Origin of the sequence: Pseudalkalibacillus decolorationis (assembly GCF_024609785.1) — a bacterium.
GTDB lineage: Bacteria > Bacillota > Bacilli > Bacillales > Fictibacillaceae > Pseudalkalibacillus > Pseudalkalibacillus decolorationis.
This window is the reverse complement of the sequence record NZ_JANHJQ010000015.1, coordinates 89,309-105,937: the sequence shown is the minus strand read 5'-3', so window position 1 is coordinate 105,937 and position 16,629 is coordinate 89,309. Positions and strand designations below refer to the sequence as shown.

Annotated in this window: 19 protein-coding genes and 1 pseudogene; 2 read left to right on the top strand and 18 right to left on the bottom strand. The window is 40.8% G+C overall.

The annotated features are described in order from the left end of the window. Window positions 1-42 precede the first annotated feature (42 nt). Both secA and hpf read right to left on the bottom strand, forming a co-directional pair. The gene (gene secA, locus NON16_RS15410; protein WP_257350284.1) at window positions 43-2,553 is read right to left on the bottom strand and encodes a preprotein translocase subunit SecA; all 2,511 of its coding nucleotides are present in this window, start codon (window positions 2,551-2,553) and stop codon (window positions 43-45) included. A gap of 361 nt (window positions 2,554-2,914) precedes the next feature. Continuing rightward, entirely contained in the window at window positions 2,915-3,487 is a 573-nt protein-coding gene (gene hpf / locus NON16_RS15405) for a ribosome hibernation-promoting factor, HPF/YfiA family (RefSeq protein WP_257350283.1), read from the bottom strand. A 527-nt stretch (window positions 3,488-4,014) separates the two neighbouring features. Between hpf and tnpB the strand changes: the two genes are divergently transcribed. After that, window positions 4,015-5,187: an IS200/IS605 family element RNA-guided endonuclease TnpB gene (tnpB, locus tag NON16_RS15400; RefSeq protein WP_257350282.1), complete on the top strand. Its 1,173-nt coding sequence runs from the start codon at window positions 4,015-4,017 to the stop codon at window positions 5,185-5,187. 159 nt (window positions 5,188-5,346) lie between these two features. Here tnpB and NON16_RS15395 read toward each other — a convergent pair whose 3' ends face one another. From NON16_RS15395 to NON16_RS15360, 8 genes are all read right to left on the bottom strand, one after another. After that, window positions 5,347-5,637, bottom strand: a complete 291-nt coding sequence (locus tag NON16_RS15395; protein ID WP_257350281.1) for a nucleotidyltransferase family protein — start codon at window positions 5,635-5,637, stop codon at window positions 5,347-5,349. Window positions 5,638-5,876: 239 nt separating this feature from the next. Further along, window positions 5,877-6,074: a cold shock domain-containing protein gene (locus NON16_RS15390; protein WP_257350280.1), complete on the bottom strand. Its 198-nt coding sequence runs from the start codon at window positions 6,072-6,074 to the stop codon at window positions 5,877-5,879. Between the two features lie 772 nt (window positions 6,075-6,846). Continuing rightward, entirely contained in the window at window positions 6,847-7,146 is a 300-nt protein-coding gene (locus NON16_RS15385; RefSeq protein WP_257350279.1) for a DUF8042 domain-containing protein, read from the bottom strand. 8 nt (window positions 7,147-7,154) lie between these two features. Next, complete coding sequence (gene fliT, locus NON16_RS15380; RefSeq protein WP_257350277.1) at window positions 7,155-7,505, bottom strand: flagellar protein FliT; 351 nt, start codon at window positions 7,503-7,505, stop codon at window positions 7,155-7,157. After that, on the bottom strand, window positions 7,505-7,906 hold the full coding sequence (gene fliS / locus NON16_RS15375; protein WP_257350276.1) for a flagellar export chaperone FliS: 402 nt from the start codon (window positions 7,904-7,906) through the stop codon (window positions 7,505-7,507). Before fliS ends, fliT begins: the two co-directional genes overlap by 1 nt. 36 nt (window positions 7,907-7,942) lie before the next feature. Then, entirely contained in the window at window positions 7,943-9,493 is a 1,551-nt protein-coding gene (locus NON16_RS15370) for a flagellar hook-associated protein 2 (RefSeq protein WP_257350306.1), read from the bottom strand. A 17-nt stretch (window positions 9,494-9,510) separates the two neighbouring features. Then, the gene (locus NON16_RS15365) at window positions 9,511-9,630 is read right to left on the bottom strand and encodes a flagellar protein FlaG (RefSeq protein ID WP_257350274.1); all 120 of its coding nucleotides are present in this window, start codon (window positions 9,628-9,630) and stop codon (window positions 9,511-9,513) included. Between the two features lie 11 nt (window positions 9,631-9,641). Continuing rightward, window positions 9,642-9,872: a flagellar protein FlaG gene (locus NON16_RS15360; RefSeq protein WP_257350273.1), complete on the bottom strand. Its 231-nt coding sequence runs from the start codon at window positions 9,870-9,872 to the stop codon at window positions 9,642-9,644. A 214-nt stretch (window positions 9,873-10,086) separates the two neighbouring features. On the opposite strand from NON16_RS15360, the gene NON16_RS15355 reads away from it, so the two are divergent. Beyond that, window positions 10,087-10,329, top strand: a complete 243-nt coding sequence (locus NON16_RS15355; RefSeq protein ID WP_257350271.1) for a hypothetical protein — start codon at window positions 10,087-10,089, stop codon at window positions 10,327-10,329. 189 nt (window positions 10,330-10,518) lie between these two features. On the opposite strand, the gene NON16_RS15350 is transcribed toward NON16_RS15355, so the two are convergent. The 8 genes and pseudogenes from NON16_RS15350 to flgK form a co-directional block, all read right to left on the bottom strand. Beyond that, window positions 10,519-10,935 carry a nucleotidyltransferase substrate binding protein gene (locus NON16_RS15350; RefSeq protein ID WP_257350270.1) on the bottom strand — a complete coding sequence of 139 codons (417 nt, stop codon included), beginning with the start codon at window positions 10,933-10,935 and terminating at the stop codon, window positions 10,519-10,521. Between the two features lie 132 nt (window positions 10,936-11,067). Next, window positions 11,068-11,181 (bottom strand): annotated as a pseudogene (locus NON16_RS15345) (flagellin); the annotation flags it as partial. A 342-nt stretch (window positions 11,182-11,523) separates the two neighbouring features. Beyond that, window positions 11,524-12,438: a flagellin N-terminal helical domain-containing protein gene (locus NON16_RS15340; protein WP_308216617.1), complete on the bottom strand. Its 915-nt coding sequence runs from the start codon at window positions 12,436-12,438 to the stop codon at window positions 11,524-11,526. A 212-nt stretch (window positions 12,439-12,650) separates the two neighbouring features. Continuing rightward, window positions 12,651-12,887 (bottom strand): carbon storage regulator CsrA, encoded by a 237-nt coding sequence (csrA, locus tag NON16_RS15335; protein ID WP_257350269.1) that lies wholly within the window; start codon window positions 12,885-12,887, stop codon window positions 12,651-12,653. Continuing rightward, complete coding sequence (fliW, locus tag NON16_RS15330) at window positions 12,888-13,340, bottom strand: flagellar assembly protein FliW (RefSeq protein ID WP_257350268.1); 453 nt, start codon at window positions 13,338-13,340, stop codon at window positions 12,888-12,890. Window positions 13,341-13,362: 22 nt separating this feature from the next. Further along, window positions 13,363-13,917, bottom strand: a complete 555-nt coding sequence (locus tag NON16_RS15325; RefSeq protein WP_257350267.1) for a DUF6470 family protein — start codon at window positions 13,915-13,917, stop codon at window positions 13,363-13,365. Between the two features lie 233 nt (window positions 13,918-14,150). Further along, a complete protein-coding gene (gene flgL / locus NON16_RS15320) occupies window positions 14,151-15,026 on the bottom strand; it encodes a flagellar hook-associated protein FlgL (RefSeq protein WP_257350266.1) in 876 nt (291 codons plus the stop codon). A 9-nt stretch (window positions 15,027-15,035) separates the two neighbouring features. Beyond that, window positions 15,036-16,598: a flagellar hook-associated protein FlgK gene (flgK, locus tag NON16_RS15315; protein ID WP_257350265.1), complete on the bottom strand. Its 1,563-nt coding sequence runs from the start codon at window positions 16,596-16,598 to the stop codon at window positions 15,036-15,038. Between the last annotated feature and the right edge of the window lie 31 nt (window positions 16,599-16,629).

Below are 16,629 nucleotides of genomic sequence, written 5' to 3'. Positions count from 1 at the left end.
AAAAGAAAACTTGGCGGTTGCCAAGTTTCCCTTTTGGTCTATTTACGATGCACCGTGGCAGTTTTTATATTTTTTCCCGCTTCCGCATGGGCAGGTATCATTTCGTCCAACGCTTGAAACTTTACGGACAGGCTTTTTCTTTTGTTGTTCCTGAGCTTTCGGATCAACTGCTTTTCCTTCCGCAACCTTCTCACGCTGAAGATTTCTTTCCACCTGTGCTTTCATAATGTACGTGGAGACTTCCTCTTCAATCGAAGCAACCATTGCTTCGAACATTTGGAAGCCTTCGAATTGATATTCACGAAGCGGATCGTTTTGACCGTAAGCACGTAAATGAATTCCTTGGCGAAGCTGATCCATCGCATCGATGTGATCCATCCACTTTCGGTCAACGGAACGAAGCACGATCACTTTTTCGAATTCACGCATACGCTCCGGCTCAAAGTCGGCTTCCTTTTTATCGTATTCCTCTTTTACAATACTCAGCAAGTGCTCAATGATTTCTTCTCGCTCTTTTCCACGAAGCTCTTTATCCGTAACAGAACCTTCCTTTAAGAACGTCGCATTCCCGTAATCGATGATTGCCTTAAGGTCCCAATCCTCCTCAACCTCTTCTTCTGGAGTATGAGCCTCAACAATTCTTTCAACGGTAGACTTGATCATTGCCTCTGCGATCTCACGCAAGTTTTCCGAATCTAACACTTCAGCACGCTGTTTATAGATGATTTCTCGCTGTTGACGCATAACATCGTCGTATTGCAGCAATTGCTTACGAGCATCAAAGTTATGACCCTCTACACGTTTCTGCGCAGATTCAACCGCTTTTGTGACAATTTTACTTTCAAGCGGTTGATCTTCTTCCATTCCTAGTCGTTCCATCATGTTCATCATGTTGTCAGAACCGAAACGACGCATCAATTCATCTTCCATAGAAATAAAGAATTGAGAAGAACCTGGATCACCTTGACGACCAGCACGACCTCGCAGCTGATTATCGATACGACGTGATTCGTGGCGTTCTGTACCTAGAATGTGAAGTCCGCCCGCTTCTAGCACACCTTCTCCAAGCTTGATATCGGTACCACGACCGGCCATGTTCGTCGCGATTGTAACAGCGCCCTTTTGACCTGCGTCCTCAATGATTTGAGCTTCACGCCCATGATTTTTTGCGTTCAATACATTATGTGGTACGCCTTTTTTCTTAAGATATTGTGCAATAAGCTCTGACGTTTCAACGGCAACCGTACCAACTAGCACTGGCTGTCCATTTTGATGACGTTCAGCAATTTCATTCACAACCGCACGGAACTTCCCTGCCTGTGTTTTATAAATCAAATCCGAGTTATCTTTACGTGCAATCGGTTTGTTTGTAGGCATAACAAGAACATTCATATTGTAAATGTTACGGAATTCCTCTTCTTCCGTTTTCGCTGTACCAGTCATACCCGCAAGCTTGTTATACATACGGAAATAGTTCTGGAACGTTATCGTCGCAAGTGTCATTGACTCACGTTGAATGTCGAGGCCCTCTTTTGCTTCGATCGCCTGATGCAGCCCATCACTGTAACGACGACCTGCCATCAAACGCCCTGTAAAAGGATCAACAATGATAACTTCGCCTTCTTGAACAACATAATCTGTATCACGTTGCATCACAACATGAGCTTTAAGTGCTTGGTTAATATGGTGGTTAATCGATACATTCGAAATATCGAATAAGTTTTCTACGTTAAAAAACTGCTCCGCCTTTGACATACCATCTTCAGTAAGCTGAACGTTTTTCGTCTTAACGTCATAAGTGAAATCGACATCTATTTTCACTTGATGAATGAACTGGTTTGCAACTCGATACAAATCCGTTGTTTTCGAGGAATTACCAGAAATAATCAATGGTGTACGTGCTTCATCAATTAAAATCGAGTCAACCTCATCGACGATCGCATAATTAAGCGGTCGCTGAACCATTTCTTCCTTATATAAAACCATGTTGTCACGCAGGTAATCGAACCCGAGTTCATTATTGGTTGCATAGGTGATATCCGCGCTGTAGGCTTCCTTCTTCTCCTCTTTCGACAAGCCCGTCACGTTCAATCCGACCGTCAGACCGAGATAATTGTACACCTCTCCCATTTGCTCCGCGTCACGAGCAGCAAGGTATTCGTTGACCGTTACAATATGCACACCTTTACCTTCAAGCGCGTTTAAATAAACTGGCATCGTCGCAACGAGTGTTTTACCTTCACCAGTTTTCATCTCAGATATATTACCTTCATGTAGGGAAACTGCACCCATAATCTGAACAGGGTAAGGACGTTCACCACGTACACGGGTCGCGGCTTCTCGAACAACCGCGAATGCTTCAATTAAGATATCATCAAGTGTCTCCCCATTTGAAAGACGGGATCTGAATTCGTCTGTTTTAGCACGTAATTGTTCAGGAGACAGTTTTTCTATTTCCGGACCGAGTGCTTCCACCTCATCCGCATATTTTTGAAGACGTGAAATCTGTCGATCATTACCAGTTGGGAAAATTTTCTTAATCATACCTATCATTGAGTTATGCACCTCTATTTATAAACAGATAGTTTTTGAAAATGTTTTTAAAACAAACCAGCATTTAGCTTTGTGCTGGTGAATCTTTACTACTGAAGGTTCCTATGCTTTTACTGTCAACCTTAGTTTTCTAACTAAGGTTGAGTCTACAAAAAAGCCAAACCTACCTCATATATAAAGTTAGTCCATGTTTTATTTTAACAGTTTGAGCGGTTAAGGACAAGAATACAGGAAATGATGTTGAAAGGATTAATACTTTGTAAAACTTTTATTAAATTACTTTGTCTGTTGTACAACCGAAAAAAAGGGATTGACTCAAACTGAGCCAATCCCTCTCTCTTTTTAAGTTATACATTTTATTTTATTCTGATTCTGGCTCGATTAAGCCGTATTTACCATCTTTACGTTTGTATACCACATTCGTTGCGCCTGATTCTGCGTGTGAGTAAACGAAGAAATTATGCCCAAGCATATCCATTTGAAGAATCGCTTCCTGAGTATCCATTGGCTTCAGATCAAAACGCTTATTACGTACCACTTGGAAATCATCTTCATCTTCCTCATCCAACACAGTTGTCGTTGTTGGTGCAGCACTTCCATTCCCATTTGCAAAGGCGAACTTGATTGCACCGCCTTGGCGGAATTTGCGGTTTACTTTTGTTTTATACTTTCGAATTTGTCGCTCTAACTTTTCAACGACTAAATCAATAGCAGCATACATGTCATCATGGGTCTCTTCTGCCCGAAGCAATAAGCCCGGCATTGGAATCGTAACCTCCACGAGCTGCTCATTATTGTACACCTTTAGGTTGATATAAACATCTGATTTAGGAGTTCCATCAAAATAGCGCTCTAGCTTCTTCACTTTTTTTTCTGCATAACTCCTCAATGCTGAAGTAACCTCAATGTTCTCTCCACGAATATTAAAATTCATGTATAACTCCTCCTTTCGGGTGTCTCTATATAATTCGGTATTCCCCTTAACAATTCCTTCATAAACATAAAATCTTCGTAAAGAATTTGACAAAATTTTTAAAAAACGTTTTTTCGCCTTTAAACTGGGTTAAATACCGAAATATAAAGGGGAATGAACAGTTTACATGTCAACATAATCGACATTCTTGTAAAAGCTTTCGACAAATTCCGAGAGTCGCTCGGGGAGGACGTTTTTACTAGGGGTGTTAGGATAAATCGGGCAACATCACGGTTAAACATGTCACTACTAACATATTCTTGAATTACATTTCTTAGAAGAACTCGTACAAGCAAAAATAAATTTACTGGGGAAGGAAGTAGAGTAAAGAATTATTTATCTTTTCCCGAAAGAAGACTCCCTCTTCAATCGTAAAGGGTGAAGTCAAGCGATAAGGGGGAGATGAATTTCGGTTGGTGATAGCCAAAACTTTCCTCTATATGATACAATAGAACAAATGTTCCTATTAAAGAAAGGAGTGAAATCATGTGGTTCATAAAGCCTATCAATTTCGAATCTATCCCAATCACAAACAGCTCGAACTCATTAACAAAACCATTGGCTGTTCAAGGTTTGTCTTCAACTTTTTTCTCAGTAAGCAAAAAGAAAAGGATGCTTATTGGTATATCGTCGAGGAAATGGTTCAAAACGGTCAGCTACCAGCGAATAACTGGAAGGGCAAGTGGTTTAACAAGTATGAAATTGTAAAATCACTCCCCGAACTAAAGAAGCATTATCCTTTTTTGAAGGAAGTCGATCGTATTGCTTTGCAAAAATCAGTGGAAAATTTAGCGGATTCCTATGACCGCTATTACAAAAAGCAAACGAAACAGCCACATTTCAAGTCAAAAAAGAATCCTGTTCAATCCTATACGACGAAATATACAAACGGAAATATAGCTGTCCTAAACAACTCTATTAAAATGCCCAAACTTGGCCTTGTCCGATTTGCAAAAAGCCGTGAAGTCAAAGGACGAATTTTAAGTGTTACCGTCAGGCGAAATCCCTCTGGTAAATATTTTGTTTCTCTAATGACAGAAACGGAAATCATTCCATTACCGAAAACCAACACGTCGATCGGAGTGGACGTTGGTCTAAAAAACGTTGCTATTCTTTCGGATGGAACCGTCTACCCCAATCCAAGGTTTTTCCGTTCACTAGAGGAAAAATTAGCGAAAGCACAAAAAGTGATGAACAGACGAACGATAGGCGGTGAAAACTGGTACAAAGCGAAAAGGAAAGTGACACGAATCCACGAAAAAATTGCAAATGCAAGAAAAGACTATCTGGACAAAATCTCCACTGACATTGTCAAAAGCCACGACATAATCGGGATGGAAGATTTGGCCGTTTCCAATATGTTGAAAAACCATCATCTTGCAAAAGCAATCAGTGAAGTATCCTGGTCACACTTCAAAAAAATGATTGAATACAAGTCCAAATGGTACGGTAAACAAGTCGTGACCGTTTCAAAAAACTTTGCCAGCAGTCAACTGTGTTCTTGTTGCAGCTACCAAAACAAAGACGTTAAAAATCTAGGATTACGTGAATGGAACTGTCCGCAGTGCCATACTCATCATGATCGAGATCTTAACGCAAGTATAAATCTCAAAAATGAAGCTATAAGGCTTCTAACCGCAGGGACTGCGGGGATCGCCTAATCCATAACTAGTGGGTACACTAGTGTTCTTAGGAATCTCCCACTTCAAACAGACCTTAAGGTTGTTAAGTGGTGAGTAGTTCAAAAAAGGGGCAAAGCGGATCTCTGCTGTGGTCAGATCATTTATTAAAACCTTCAGTGAGGTAGATCCTATCTTTTTTCAAAGTTGGATTGCCTCATTCAAAATTTCACTTTTAATCGTGTAGTGAACAGATTCCTCAGTTACTACATCTACAGGCTTAGAAAGCATTACCTCAACTTCTTGTTTAAAACGAATCAAGTCAAACAAGCTTCGGTCTTCTTCAAATCTTACTAAAAAGTCAATATCACTATTTTGGTTCTCTTCCAAACGAACAACAGAACCAAAAATTCGCAGGTCTATTATCCCATGCTGCCTGGCCAACTGTAGAATCTCATGTTTCTTATTTTGCAGTTCACTGAACATAGACATAGGGGAAACCTCCTTCAATATCACCTTTTAATCATCCGGTTCGCTTATTAATTTCCTATACAACTCTATAATAATTATATCATATTCCAGCGAATAACCAGTTTTGCTTTTTTTGAAAAATTGACTCGTGCACCTAATAAGAAATCTCAACCTTTTTCTAACAAAACAACCCCGCTCCTCGATATAGAAGAAGCGGGGGAACTGCATTTAATTCAATCAATCCAAGAAAGGAATGTGAATTAAAGCTTTGTTACGTTCGCAGCTTGAGGTCCGCGATTTCCTTCAACTACTTCAAACTCCACGTCTTGACCTTCTTCAAGAGTTTTGAAGCCTTCAGAGCTGATTGCAGAGTAGTGTACGAAAACGTCGTCTTGTCCGTCAACTTCGATGAATCCAAAACCCTTCTCTGCGTTAAACCATTTTACTTTTCCTTGCATGTAATTCACATTCCTTTCGTATTGAAAAAATCATGTGGTAATTTCCACAATAAAAGTATACAACGGTACAACCACGGGCGTCAACAACATGGAAACGAATAGGTAAAAAGCCGTAATTACTGACATTTTTCGATAAAATTGAGGTTTTTTTTCGACTGAATTCTCTTCTTTTACCTTCTATTTTCATTCATTTTTACCTTTTTTACATGAGCTCGATTTGACTTTTCTGGTTTTCTATTGAGGAACGTCCAAAGTTGTAAATCTTATCTTTCCAGAAATCAACAACGCACATTCCATGTATAGGTTGGATCCAAATCCAGATGTCTTCACTTTAGGTTTGCACTCGTTCTACTTTGAATATTTTGTGCATATCCGATCTCATTATTCGTATAAACATGCACTTAAGGATATCAGATTCCGTCCGTTTTTTCCTAGGCTATAGATGCCAGTCAATTGGAAATTCCATCTTATTCCTCATTGCACCATATATAAGGAAACCTAGTTAGCGCCAAGCTTTAATGCAGACGATCGCCTTAATTGCGCTTATACTTTCTATACGTACAAAAAAGGCTAACTCCAATTATACGAGTCAGTCCTAGTATTTCGGCTCACAATGATCCGATATTGGAGCTCTATTGTTGTCGCAATTAGTACCCTTTGCTGCTTGCTACATATCAAGCTTCAGATCAATGCTGCAAATAAGGCAGAAATCTAGAGTCAATGAGCTCTTTCCAGGCCGCAAATGCCGGAATAAGCTTCGTGATCACAATCTTCAGTCTGGCATCCTCATCGTTAAATCGTACTTCAAGTTCACCGAGAAGCTCATCAACGTATAGAAGCTCTGAATTTCCTGCACGATCCGTTCCTCACCATTAAATATCTCAAACAGCGTATGGTTTGCCGTTTCAAACTGAGTAAACGCAAGGAACGTATCCGAGAGCACACCATCGGCAGACTGCATATCGCCTTTCCGGTACTGTTCTTCAACGTATTGGAACCCTTGACTTACGGTATCAAGCAAATCAACATAGTTGCGAATCAGCTGATGCTGGTTTTGATCAAGTTCTACCATTGCCCTGCCTACTTTCTTTTATCGAAAAACATTCCGTCTGCTCTCGCAGATTGATACGGATTCGAATATTTCGTGTTGTTCATTTTCTTTTCCTTAATTTGCTTAAGCTGTGCCTTGATTCGAACCATCTGAGCATCCAAATACGGTTGTATCAATTCGTTTATTTGTACGAGTTGCTTGCCCATTTTCATTTCGTCTGCAGAATAATTACCATTGAGAGCACCCATCAATTTTTGCCGATTTTCAAGATGGCCGTTTAATTCTTCCAAATATACATCCGGCGTTTCTTCGGGTATGCCTTTTGTTACATGATCGTAAAGCGCTTCCGTTTGCTTTAACAATTCCTGCACTGAACTCATTAAGCTCGACCACCCTTTCCATAGTTTGCTTTCCGATTCATCTGAATCACTTGTTTCCACGTATCGCGAAACTCAATCGTCAGACCCTCAACCTCTTCAATGATCGAAATGTCGTTGTTCACGTTCGCTTCAACCAATCGACGATTCATGTAATCATACATCTGCAACATTTGCTCGGCAACAGCAACTTCTGTATTCAACGTCACCATCAATTCTTGAATAATTTTCTGAGCTTTAATCAAGTTCATATTTTTTTCTTCCGTCTTCTTATCTTGAATCGCTGCTTTCGCTTGTTTTAAAAATTTCAAGCACCCGTTATAGAGCATGAGCGTCAGTTCACCCGGGGATGCTGTGCCAACAGAGTTTTGTTCATAGGCTTGGTACGGATTGTTTAGAGACATCTTCGTAAAAACAACTCCTTTGAAATGGATTACGGCCTATCCGCCGAATTGCTGCATTAAGTACGCCGACTGCTGATTCATTCGACTAATCGCTTTTTCCATCGTCGTAAATTGACCCCAGTAGCGATCTTCAATATCCAAAAGACGTCGTTCGAACGTGGAGATCTCGTCCTCAATATCCTCCAAGTTCCGCCCCATCGTAAACTGTTCATTTGTTAATAATGAGTTTCCAGCCTTCGCTTCGATCTTTTCCATCGTTTCAGAAATCGAATCTCGAAGTCTGCGGGCTATTCCTTGATCTGACTGGGCTGTACCTTCACTCATGAACAATTCATAAATCGCATTCGGATCCTTATCAATCGCTTCTCTTAGTTTATTTTCGTTAATAACGAGCTTACCTCGTTCCGTATAGTCATTCAATGTTTGAATTCCAATTTCAGAAAGCTGATCAAAATCCGCTGAAACCGTCGCACCGCTCACTGGTGTATATAAGTTTACGCGCATCGAGTACAAGCCACTCGTGAGAATCGAATCCCGCCTCAACATTCCACTCATAGCCTTCTCTTCCCAAAGCTCGATCTCGTTTTCACTTAAGTCTTCTCGCTGCTTATCGGTTAACGGCGGGAAATCCCGGTAACGATCTTCCGTAAGCTCTCCGTTAATTTTTTCGATCGTTTGATTGTACTTATCAACAAATTTTACAATTGAATCAAAAATCGAGTCCGTATTTTGGGTGACAGAAAGGCTGACATCACCGTTCGTCACTTCTTTTAACGTATAGGACACGTCGTTGATCTCGAAAGTATTCGACGTTCGGCTTGTCGCAAACCCATTGTATTCAAACTCAGCGTTCAACCCAGCCGTTTTCCCGCTTAATTCTGAACCAGCCGATACATTGCTAAAACCGAGAGCACTAAAAAAATCCGCTGTCGACGTATCACCCGATCCATCATCCGTAATCGAAACAGATGCACCATCCCCCGTATCCTTCATCGTTAAAACCACTTTGTTCGTGGCTGAATCGTAAAATGCAGATACACCTAGGTCCGTATGCGAGTTGATTTTCGCCATCACATCTTTAATCGAATCCGCTGAAGGATCAACCGGAATCGTAATCGCACTTGCTTGTGATTCGCCTGGTTTAATGAAACTTAATTTTAAGCTAAAACCGGTCGTAAACGCTTGGCCACCATTAAACGCAACATCTTTTAAAAGAGTATCTCCCGAAACAACATCCCCGTTACTATCTGTGACGGCATTTGTCGAATTGTACATGGCCGCTGTTGCAAGCTGGGTTACATTTATTCGTGTACTCGTGTTTACAGCCGTACCAGCTGTTGCAGACACAGCATCTTCATTAGAACTTGATACCGATTTCGACAAAAATGTACTTTGACGATAAATGCCATCAAAAATAAAACTATCTAGATCCGTAAGCAGCTTGTTCATGTCACGATAATCATCACGTTTCCACTCTAAAAGCTGCTTTTCCTGTTCCATTTTATCTAACGGAATACGCTCTGCCTTCATTAAATCACTGACGATCTTGTCAATGTCCATTCCGCTCGCAAGTCCACCAATTCGCATGTCCATCCAATTCACCTCTATATTCGTTCGTCTACAACAATCCCCAGAAGCTCTGCCATCGACGCATACATATCAAGAAACTTCTTATTCGGAATCTCTCGAATGACTTCCTTCGTCTTGTCATCAATAATTTGCACATAATACCGCTCTACCGCTCTAGCTTCTCATGGAGTTGATATTTCAAGGATGTATTGACTGGAGCTAAGAATTCGTTTAACAAATCTACCTTCTCGATCAGCTCTTTCTTTGTTACTGGACTTTCAGCAACTTTTTCAAGATTCTCCTTCTCTTGAAAAACCTCTATTTTCTGAGCCTCTACACTCTTTAACTCATTCAGGTTCGTTTCCGACGAAGAAGATCCGACACTCCCTACACTCATACGCGCTCCCCCTACACAATCGTATCTCTACTCTATTTATCGGTTGAAACGGCAGGGTATTAAGGAAAAGGCAATAAAAAAAGACTCATCCAGAATAATATACCTATCTGCATGGCCCCTTCGTTCTATTGGATATGTATTTTAAAACAAACGCTCATATGATAGCCTTAATCTGTAATAAAAAGGACGTTTGAAGGTTAGGGTTGGTTTTACTATGAGAAACAAAACATTAATAGGCTTGAGAGTTTTATGTGTGCTAATTGCAGTGGCATTTTATTCAAAAGAGGATTTTTCTAAAATGTGGATTGCACTGACCGTATTCTGGGCCTTCACAGGGATTCAAGACCTCTTACATATTAAAGAAGAAAAAAGTCGCGGAAACCTTTTGTTTAACATCGTATTTACGAGTGCTGCAGTAATTATCTTAGGTCTAATGCTTGTAAATGAGATCTTCTAAGTGGATTATATGATTGAAAAAACCTTAGGAATATTTGATAAATCCCTTCGTATCGTTTGTTAATTTCACCCTACAAATTGAGTTTATCTTTTAGCTCCTCCCAATCGACTAAATCATCTCCCTCATTCTGTTTGTTTACTATACCCTGCAGTTGATTGATTAGAGGAATAGATTGTTAACCTCTCACCCTCAGCTAGTTTCTGAATCATTAAGATAAGAAAAATGTTTTAATAAACCGTTATATGTCCGTTCTAGCTCCTGAAAATTCTTTTGAATGTTTTTATATATTTTATACGCTGTATCCTCATCATAAACATGTGAAGTTTCTTTTCGATCATGAAGCATTTGAAGCCATGCTTCCTCGTTCTCAATCCAGCCTGCCACATATGCCTTTTTCAAGGATTCTTTTGGTGTTCTAGCTTCAAGACCCTCCAACTCTAATAACCGTTTCAATGTTTTCCAATATAATTCAATCGTAACTTTAAATCTAAATATTGTTCCATCAATAGATAAGCTATTTATATAAGTTTCTTGTAATGCAGCATTTAACCGATGTATTGCTCTTCCTAAATTTTCAAGAATCTGATAGGCTTTACGATTGCTCATAACTTCACCCACTCTTAAACAACTTGTTTTATTAGAATTAATTATATCAATATTAGTTTGCTTTGTAATACCTTTCATAAATCTTTATATGTAAAATGGTCGCCTCGATTGAGACGACCATAATTGAAAATATTAACGAAGAAGTTGAAGAACTCCTTGTGGTTGTTGGTTTGCTTGCGCAAGCATAGCTTGGGCAGCTTGAGTTAAGATGTTGTTCTTAGTGAACTCCATCATTTCCTTCGCCATCGTGCGAGCAATCACTTTCATGATTGACTAGACTATATCTTCACCCTCTAGTTTTTCTAGTAGGGGTCGGGCACTTCGGATTGATAAGGTACTCAAGCTTATCTCACCTACAAAGGTCATCACCATAGCTTAATGCCTTAGGTGGTCTTTTAGTCGTTGAACCTTCTCCATTCTTTCGAAACAGGAGCTTGGATGCTGATTGCCCAATCTTTCGCCTTTTCAATCCTTCACGCCTACCGTTTCCAGCTACGTTGTGGAGTCGAAAGTTTTAGGGGTTTCCAGCAATTCACCCGATCATGATCACTAACCGTTACCAGTTAGGACAACTGTGCTTGTTACCGCCTAAGCGGCTAAAGCATAATCAACGTCACGGATACGAGATTCCGCAGCTGTTAAGTTCTCAGCAGAAGTTCCAAGATTGTTGATTGTGTGCTCTAAACGGTTTTGTGTAGCACCAAGTTTTGAACGTTCTGCAGATACTGTTTCAATAGCATTATTAAGAGTTGTAATAGCAGTATCAGCTTGACCTTGCGATGAAATGTCAATACCGATTGCTCCCTTGGTGCCGTCAGCAAATGCTTCATCAGCTTCTAAAACAAGAGTACCCGTATTATAGTAACCAGCAACAGTTGCATCATTAGTAGTTGGATCACCGTCAGGATCAGCAACTACATCCTGCCATGTCCCTATTACAGTCTGACCATCAGCACCTCCAAGTAGCTCATCAGTATTAGCTGCTGTATATGCTTTACCAACTTGAAGCGCATCAGAACGCATATCATTGACCGATAAAGTCAGGTTCTGTCCTTCATTAGCACCAATATGGAATGTCCCAGTGAAAGAACCATCTAATAATTCTTTTGTGTTAAATTCTGTATTGTTACCAATTCTAGTGATTTCTGCAGCAAGTTGGTTTACCTCTTTTTGAAGCTCTTCACGATCAGTATTTGTGTTTGTATCGTTAGAAGATTGAACAGCTAATTCACGCATACGTTGAAGGATACTGTGTGTTTCATTAAGGGCGCCCTCGGTGGTCTGGATAAGGCTTATCCCATCCTGCGCATTCTTAGACGCCATTTCCAATCCACGGATTTGTCCACGCATTTTTTCAGAGATTGCTAGTCCAGCTGCGTCATCTCCAGCACGGTTGATACGAAGTCCAGATGATAGCTTCTCTAAAGAGTTAGAAGCTGCGCCTTGGTTACCAGTCAATTGACGGTATGTGTTAAGAGCTGCAATGTTGTGATTAATTCTCATTATAATTTCCTCCTTGAAATTGTTTAACCACATCCATGTGGTTTATTTTTGAAACAACAATCAAGTCGGCCGCCTCAATTGTTATTTCGTTTACATACCTTATATCGTCTTTAACTCTTAATCTTTTAACATGGATAGGAAAAATACTTTAAGTAAGTTCACTAACAAAACACCCAAACTTAATGAGCTTGGGTGTTTTGTAATCGAAACTATTATTTTGTGTTTTTATGTATCAATTCCGTCAACTGGTCCAAGACATCAGAACTCGCTGATGCCGCACTACTATTCTCATCCTGAATCGCTAGATAAATTTCCTTCCTATGTATATCAACTTCTTTAGGGGCGTTGATTCCGAGCTTGATTTGATCGCCGTCAATCTCCAAAACTGTTATTTCTATATCCTCACCAATTTGAATTGATTGGTTCGGTTTCCGAGTTAACACAAGCATCTATTTCTCCTCCTTTGTGGAGGTTATTGGCTCTTGAATGAGTAAGTGCTTTGTTTGATACTCTTCATCATTTAACACAATTTGCTTTCCTAGATTTGAACCAGAATTAACAACTAATGGTGCTTTCAGGTTAGCGGTTGTTCCATCAAATGGTTCTTTTACAGTTAAAATCACGAACGTTAATACGTCCTGTTCCCTCTCAATTTTCAGCTGATTACGAACAGATTCAGGCACGTTAAATTCATAGTCTTTGAAAAATAAAAATGGATTGGTGATTACGAAAGCCAGCTCAGCTTTGTGCACAGATTGAAAGATTTGAAAGAATGAATCCTCCCCAAATGGTAAAATCGCAAACCGTTTCTCTCCTATAAACCCAGGTAATCCTTGTTCAAGCGTGATGACCTCATTTTCCTTCAATTCTATGTTTCCGTGATATTTCGTTTCAATTTTCATGTCTTTTCATCCTCTAGTTTAGTTAGGTTACAAAATTAATAGTAAGCGAGTTTCGTTGACGTAAAGAGATGGAGAGAATTCCACGTTCATATTCGGAATGAGCTTGTCTTGGAGTCGTTTCAATCACCGGCTTGTGAATTTGCCAATCGATAGTAACATCTCCCGGCTGATAATTGATTTTCACACTACCTACAGATGGAATCCATCCAATGTTCCATTCAGCCATCCCGCCACCACTATTCCCGATCGCTTGCTGGACAGTTGGTTTACCACCGTTTTCAATCATCATCAATTGATCACCTTCTCGAGCGCGACGTGCAATTCCGGTTAATAAATCCTCACGACCATTTCTAGCAGCGTCTTCCGTCCGAACAAACACACTTTTTAAATCCATGTCATTCCACGCTTGTGTCTGATCAATATTTAATTTTCCTGGTATCGTATTAACCGTTAATTCTGCACGTGGTTGACGGATAGTTTGCTCGGCTCGCGGTTGTTTAATCTCTTGTCTACCTTCCGTTGTTTGCATGCCGATTAACGCTCGCTGTGTTTGCATTCGAATTTGTGGAATTTGCATCTCTTACTCACCTCACAGTAAAGAATACATATCTTTACCTATTCCATCAAAATGTGCTTTGACATGTCTAATACAGTCAAATTTATCTCTTTTATAGAAAACAAAAGGCCGACTTTGAGATCAGGTATTTTTCACCTGAATCGCCTCAATTCGGTGTAACCCTGACCCTACCTGAGCCAACCTTTTTTTCCATTACCATTCAATTGTTTGACTGATTCTCAATCAACCTACTCTTATCGTAAAAAGTCCATTAGCGTTGGTTGGATGATTCGTGCGCCTGCTGCGAGAGCTGCGCGGTGAATCGTTTCCTGTGTCTTTAGATTAATAATTGCTTTTTCCATATCCACATCTTCATTATCGGATAACACCCGAGTCGCAATAACCTCTTGCTGGGACACGCGTTCTTCAATCATTTCAACGCGATTGTACCGTGCTCCGAGTTCTGCGCGCTCTGCCAACATATTATCAACATGTCCATCAATCGTACCGAGGTATTCTCCGATACCCTCACCCGTTGCACCACCTTTAAGATCCTCAACTAATTTCTCAAGGTCATTAAAGATGTCTTGTGAAAACACGTTTTGTTGGTTAACGTTGACGCGAATTTCGATCCCTTTCGAAACTTCAATGTTCACTGCGCTTGTATTTGTACCATTTACGGTTCCGTCCTCCGCAACTGGTGCCTCTACCGTATTCGTCCCATTAAAAATATACTTCCCGGCAACCTGTGTATTTGCAATCGAAATCAAGTGTTCTCGGAGCTGTTCCACTTCTTCCCCAATGGCAGCACGCTGATTTTCCTCATACGTCCCGTTGCTTGCTTTAACTGCCAACTCACGTACCCTATGCATCACCTGTGTCGCTTTATCAAGTGCCGCATCCGAGTTATCCATCCAGTTGTATACTTCCGATAGGTTCCGATTAAATTGTTCAATTTCAGTCAAGTTCGTTCGGTACTCCATGCCTTTCATCGCAACAACTGGGTCATCGGAAGGACGTGAAATCTTTTTACCAGTATGGAGCTGCTCTTGATATTTCGCCATACGTTCATAGCTATTGCTAAGACTGTTTAACATGTTATTCGTTAACATTCCTTGGGTTACACGCATCCGTTATCCCTACCTTCCTACACGACCCATGCCTTTGATTATTCGATCTAACATATCATCAATTGTTGTGATGTTTCGTGCTGCTGCATTGTACGCGTGTTGAAATTGCATTAATTTCGTCATTTCTTCATCCAACGATACACCGCTTACGGATTGCCTTCTCGCTTGAACCGATCCCCTCAAGGTGTCGGAGTTATCCATTAGCCGGTTAGCCTGTTGAGCATCGACCGCCATTTCACCGATTACACCTTCATAAAAGCTTTGAACGGTTGCATCCCCTGTGGTAAAGTCCAACGTCAGGTCTTTTACATCGGCAAGCGCCAACGCATTGCTTCCATCGCCTGAAAAACCATCAAGTGAAGCTGCAATTCGATCAAGCCCATCCTCTCCAGTAATGTTGGCATCCAATTGCAACAATGACGCTGCTCCTGAAAAACTGCCTTCACCTACAGCAGAGCCATCCTCACGTTCAGCAAACGCAAAGAACGCTCCTCCTTGTTCTCCATTCAAATCAAATCCGTTATCATGGACGTCATTAAACGCTGTCGCAAACTGATAAGCCATCTCGTCCAAATCGGCAAGCATTTCTGTATAAACGCCTGTATCTTTACCACCGGAATCGACATAGCCATGTGACTCGATTAATCCACGTAACGTTCCCTTTGAATCAAAATTTGCTATGTCCCCTGTGGTTTTCGTTCCAGCCGTATCCGTCATTGTAAATTGATCAATGATTCCATCTGAGTCAGAATCAACAATTCCAAGCTCTGTCGGTTCCCCAGTTGGATTCGCTCCATCAACGAGCTTTCCAACGGAGTTCCCACTATCATCAACAATCTCAATTGTGTATCTTCCTTCAGCAAGTGCCGATGCTTGTCCTCCACTCTCAATCGGAGTCACTTTTACATTGGCGTATTCCGAAAGCTTGTCCACCAACAAGTCACGTTGATCGTATAAATCATTTGGTAAGTAGCCGTGTGGTTCGATTTCACTAATTTGACGGTTAATCGCATTAATTTGCTTAGCGATCGAATTGATATCTTTGACCGACACATCGATCTGACTCTTTAGATCATCCTTAATCGAGTTAAGCGACGTCGATAAGTAGCTAAATGTTTCTGCTAGTGCAATGCCACGTTCGCGAACAACCGATCTTGCCGCCCCTTCAGGATTCGCTGCTAAGTCCTGAAGCGATTGCCAGAAACGGTCCATTGTCTTCGCTAGTCCAAAGTCAGAAGGCTCATTCATGATCTCTTCCATCTTGTGCAACGCTTCACTGCGAGCAGTCCAATATCCAGCCTTCGAGGTCTCCCCTCTGAACTGAATGTCTAGAAATCCTTCGCGAATCCGCTGAACACTTCCAGCTTCAACTCCAGTCCCGATTTGGCCAGGAATTTCCGGCCGATTTCGTCCCGGTGCAGGAAATGCCCCCGTCTGTGAAAAATTGACCCGTTGTCTCGAGTATCCTGGTGTATTTGCATTTGCAATATTATGACCTGTCGTTTGAAGGGCACCTTGATGGGTTCTTAATCCACTGAGTGCCGTTTCAAGTCCGTGAAACGTTGAAGACATCGTTTTCATTCCGCCTTTCTATACCTTAAGA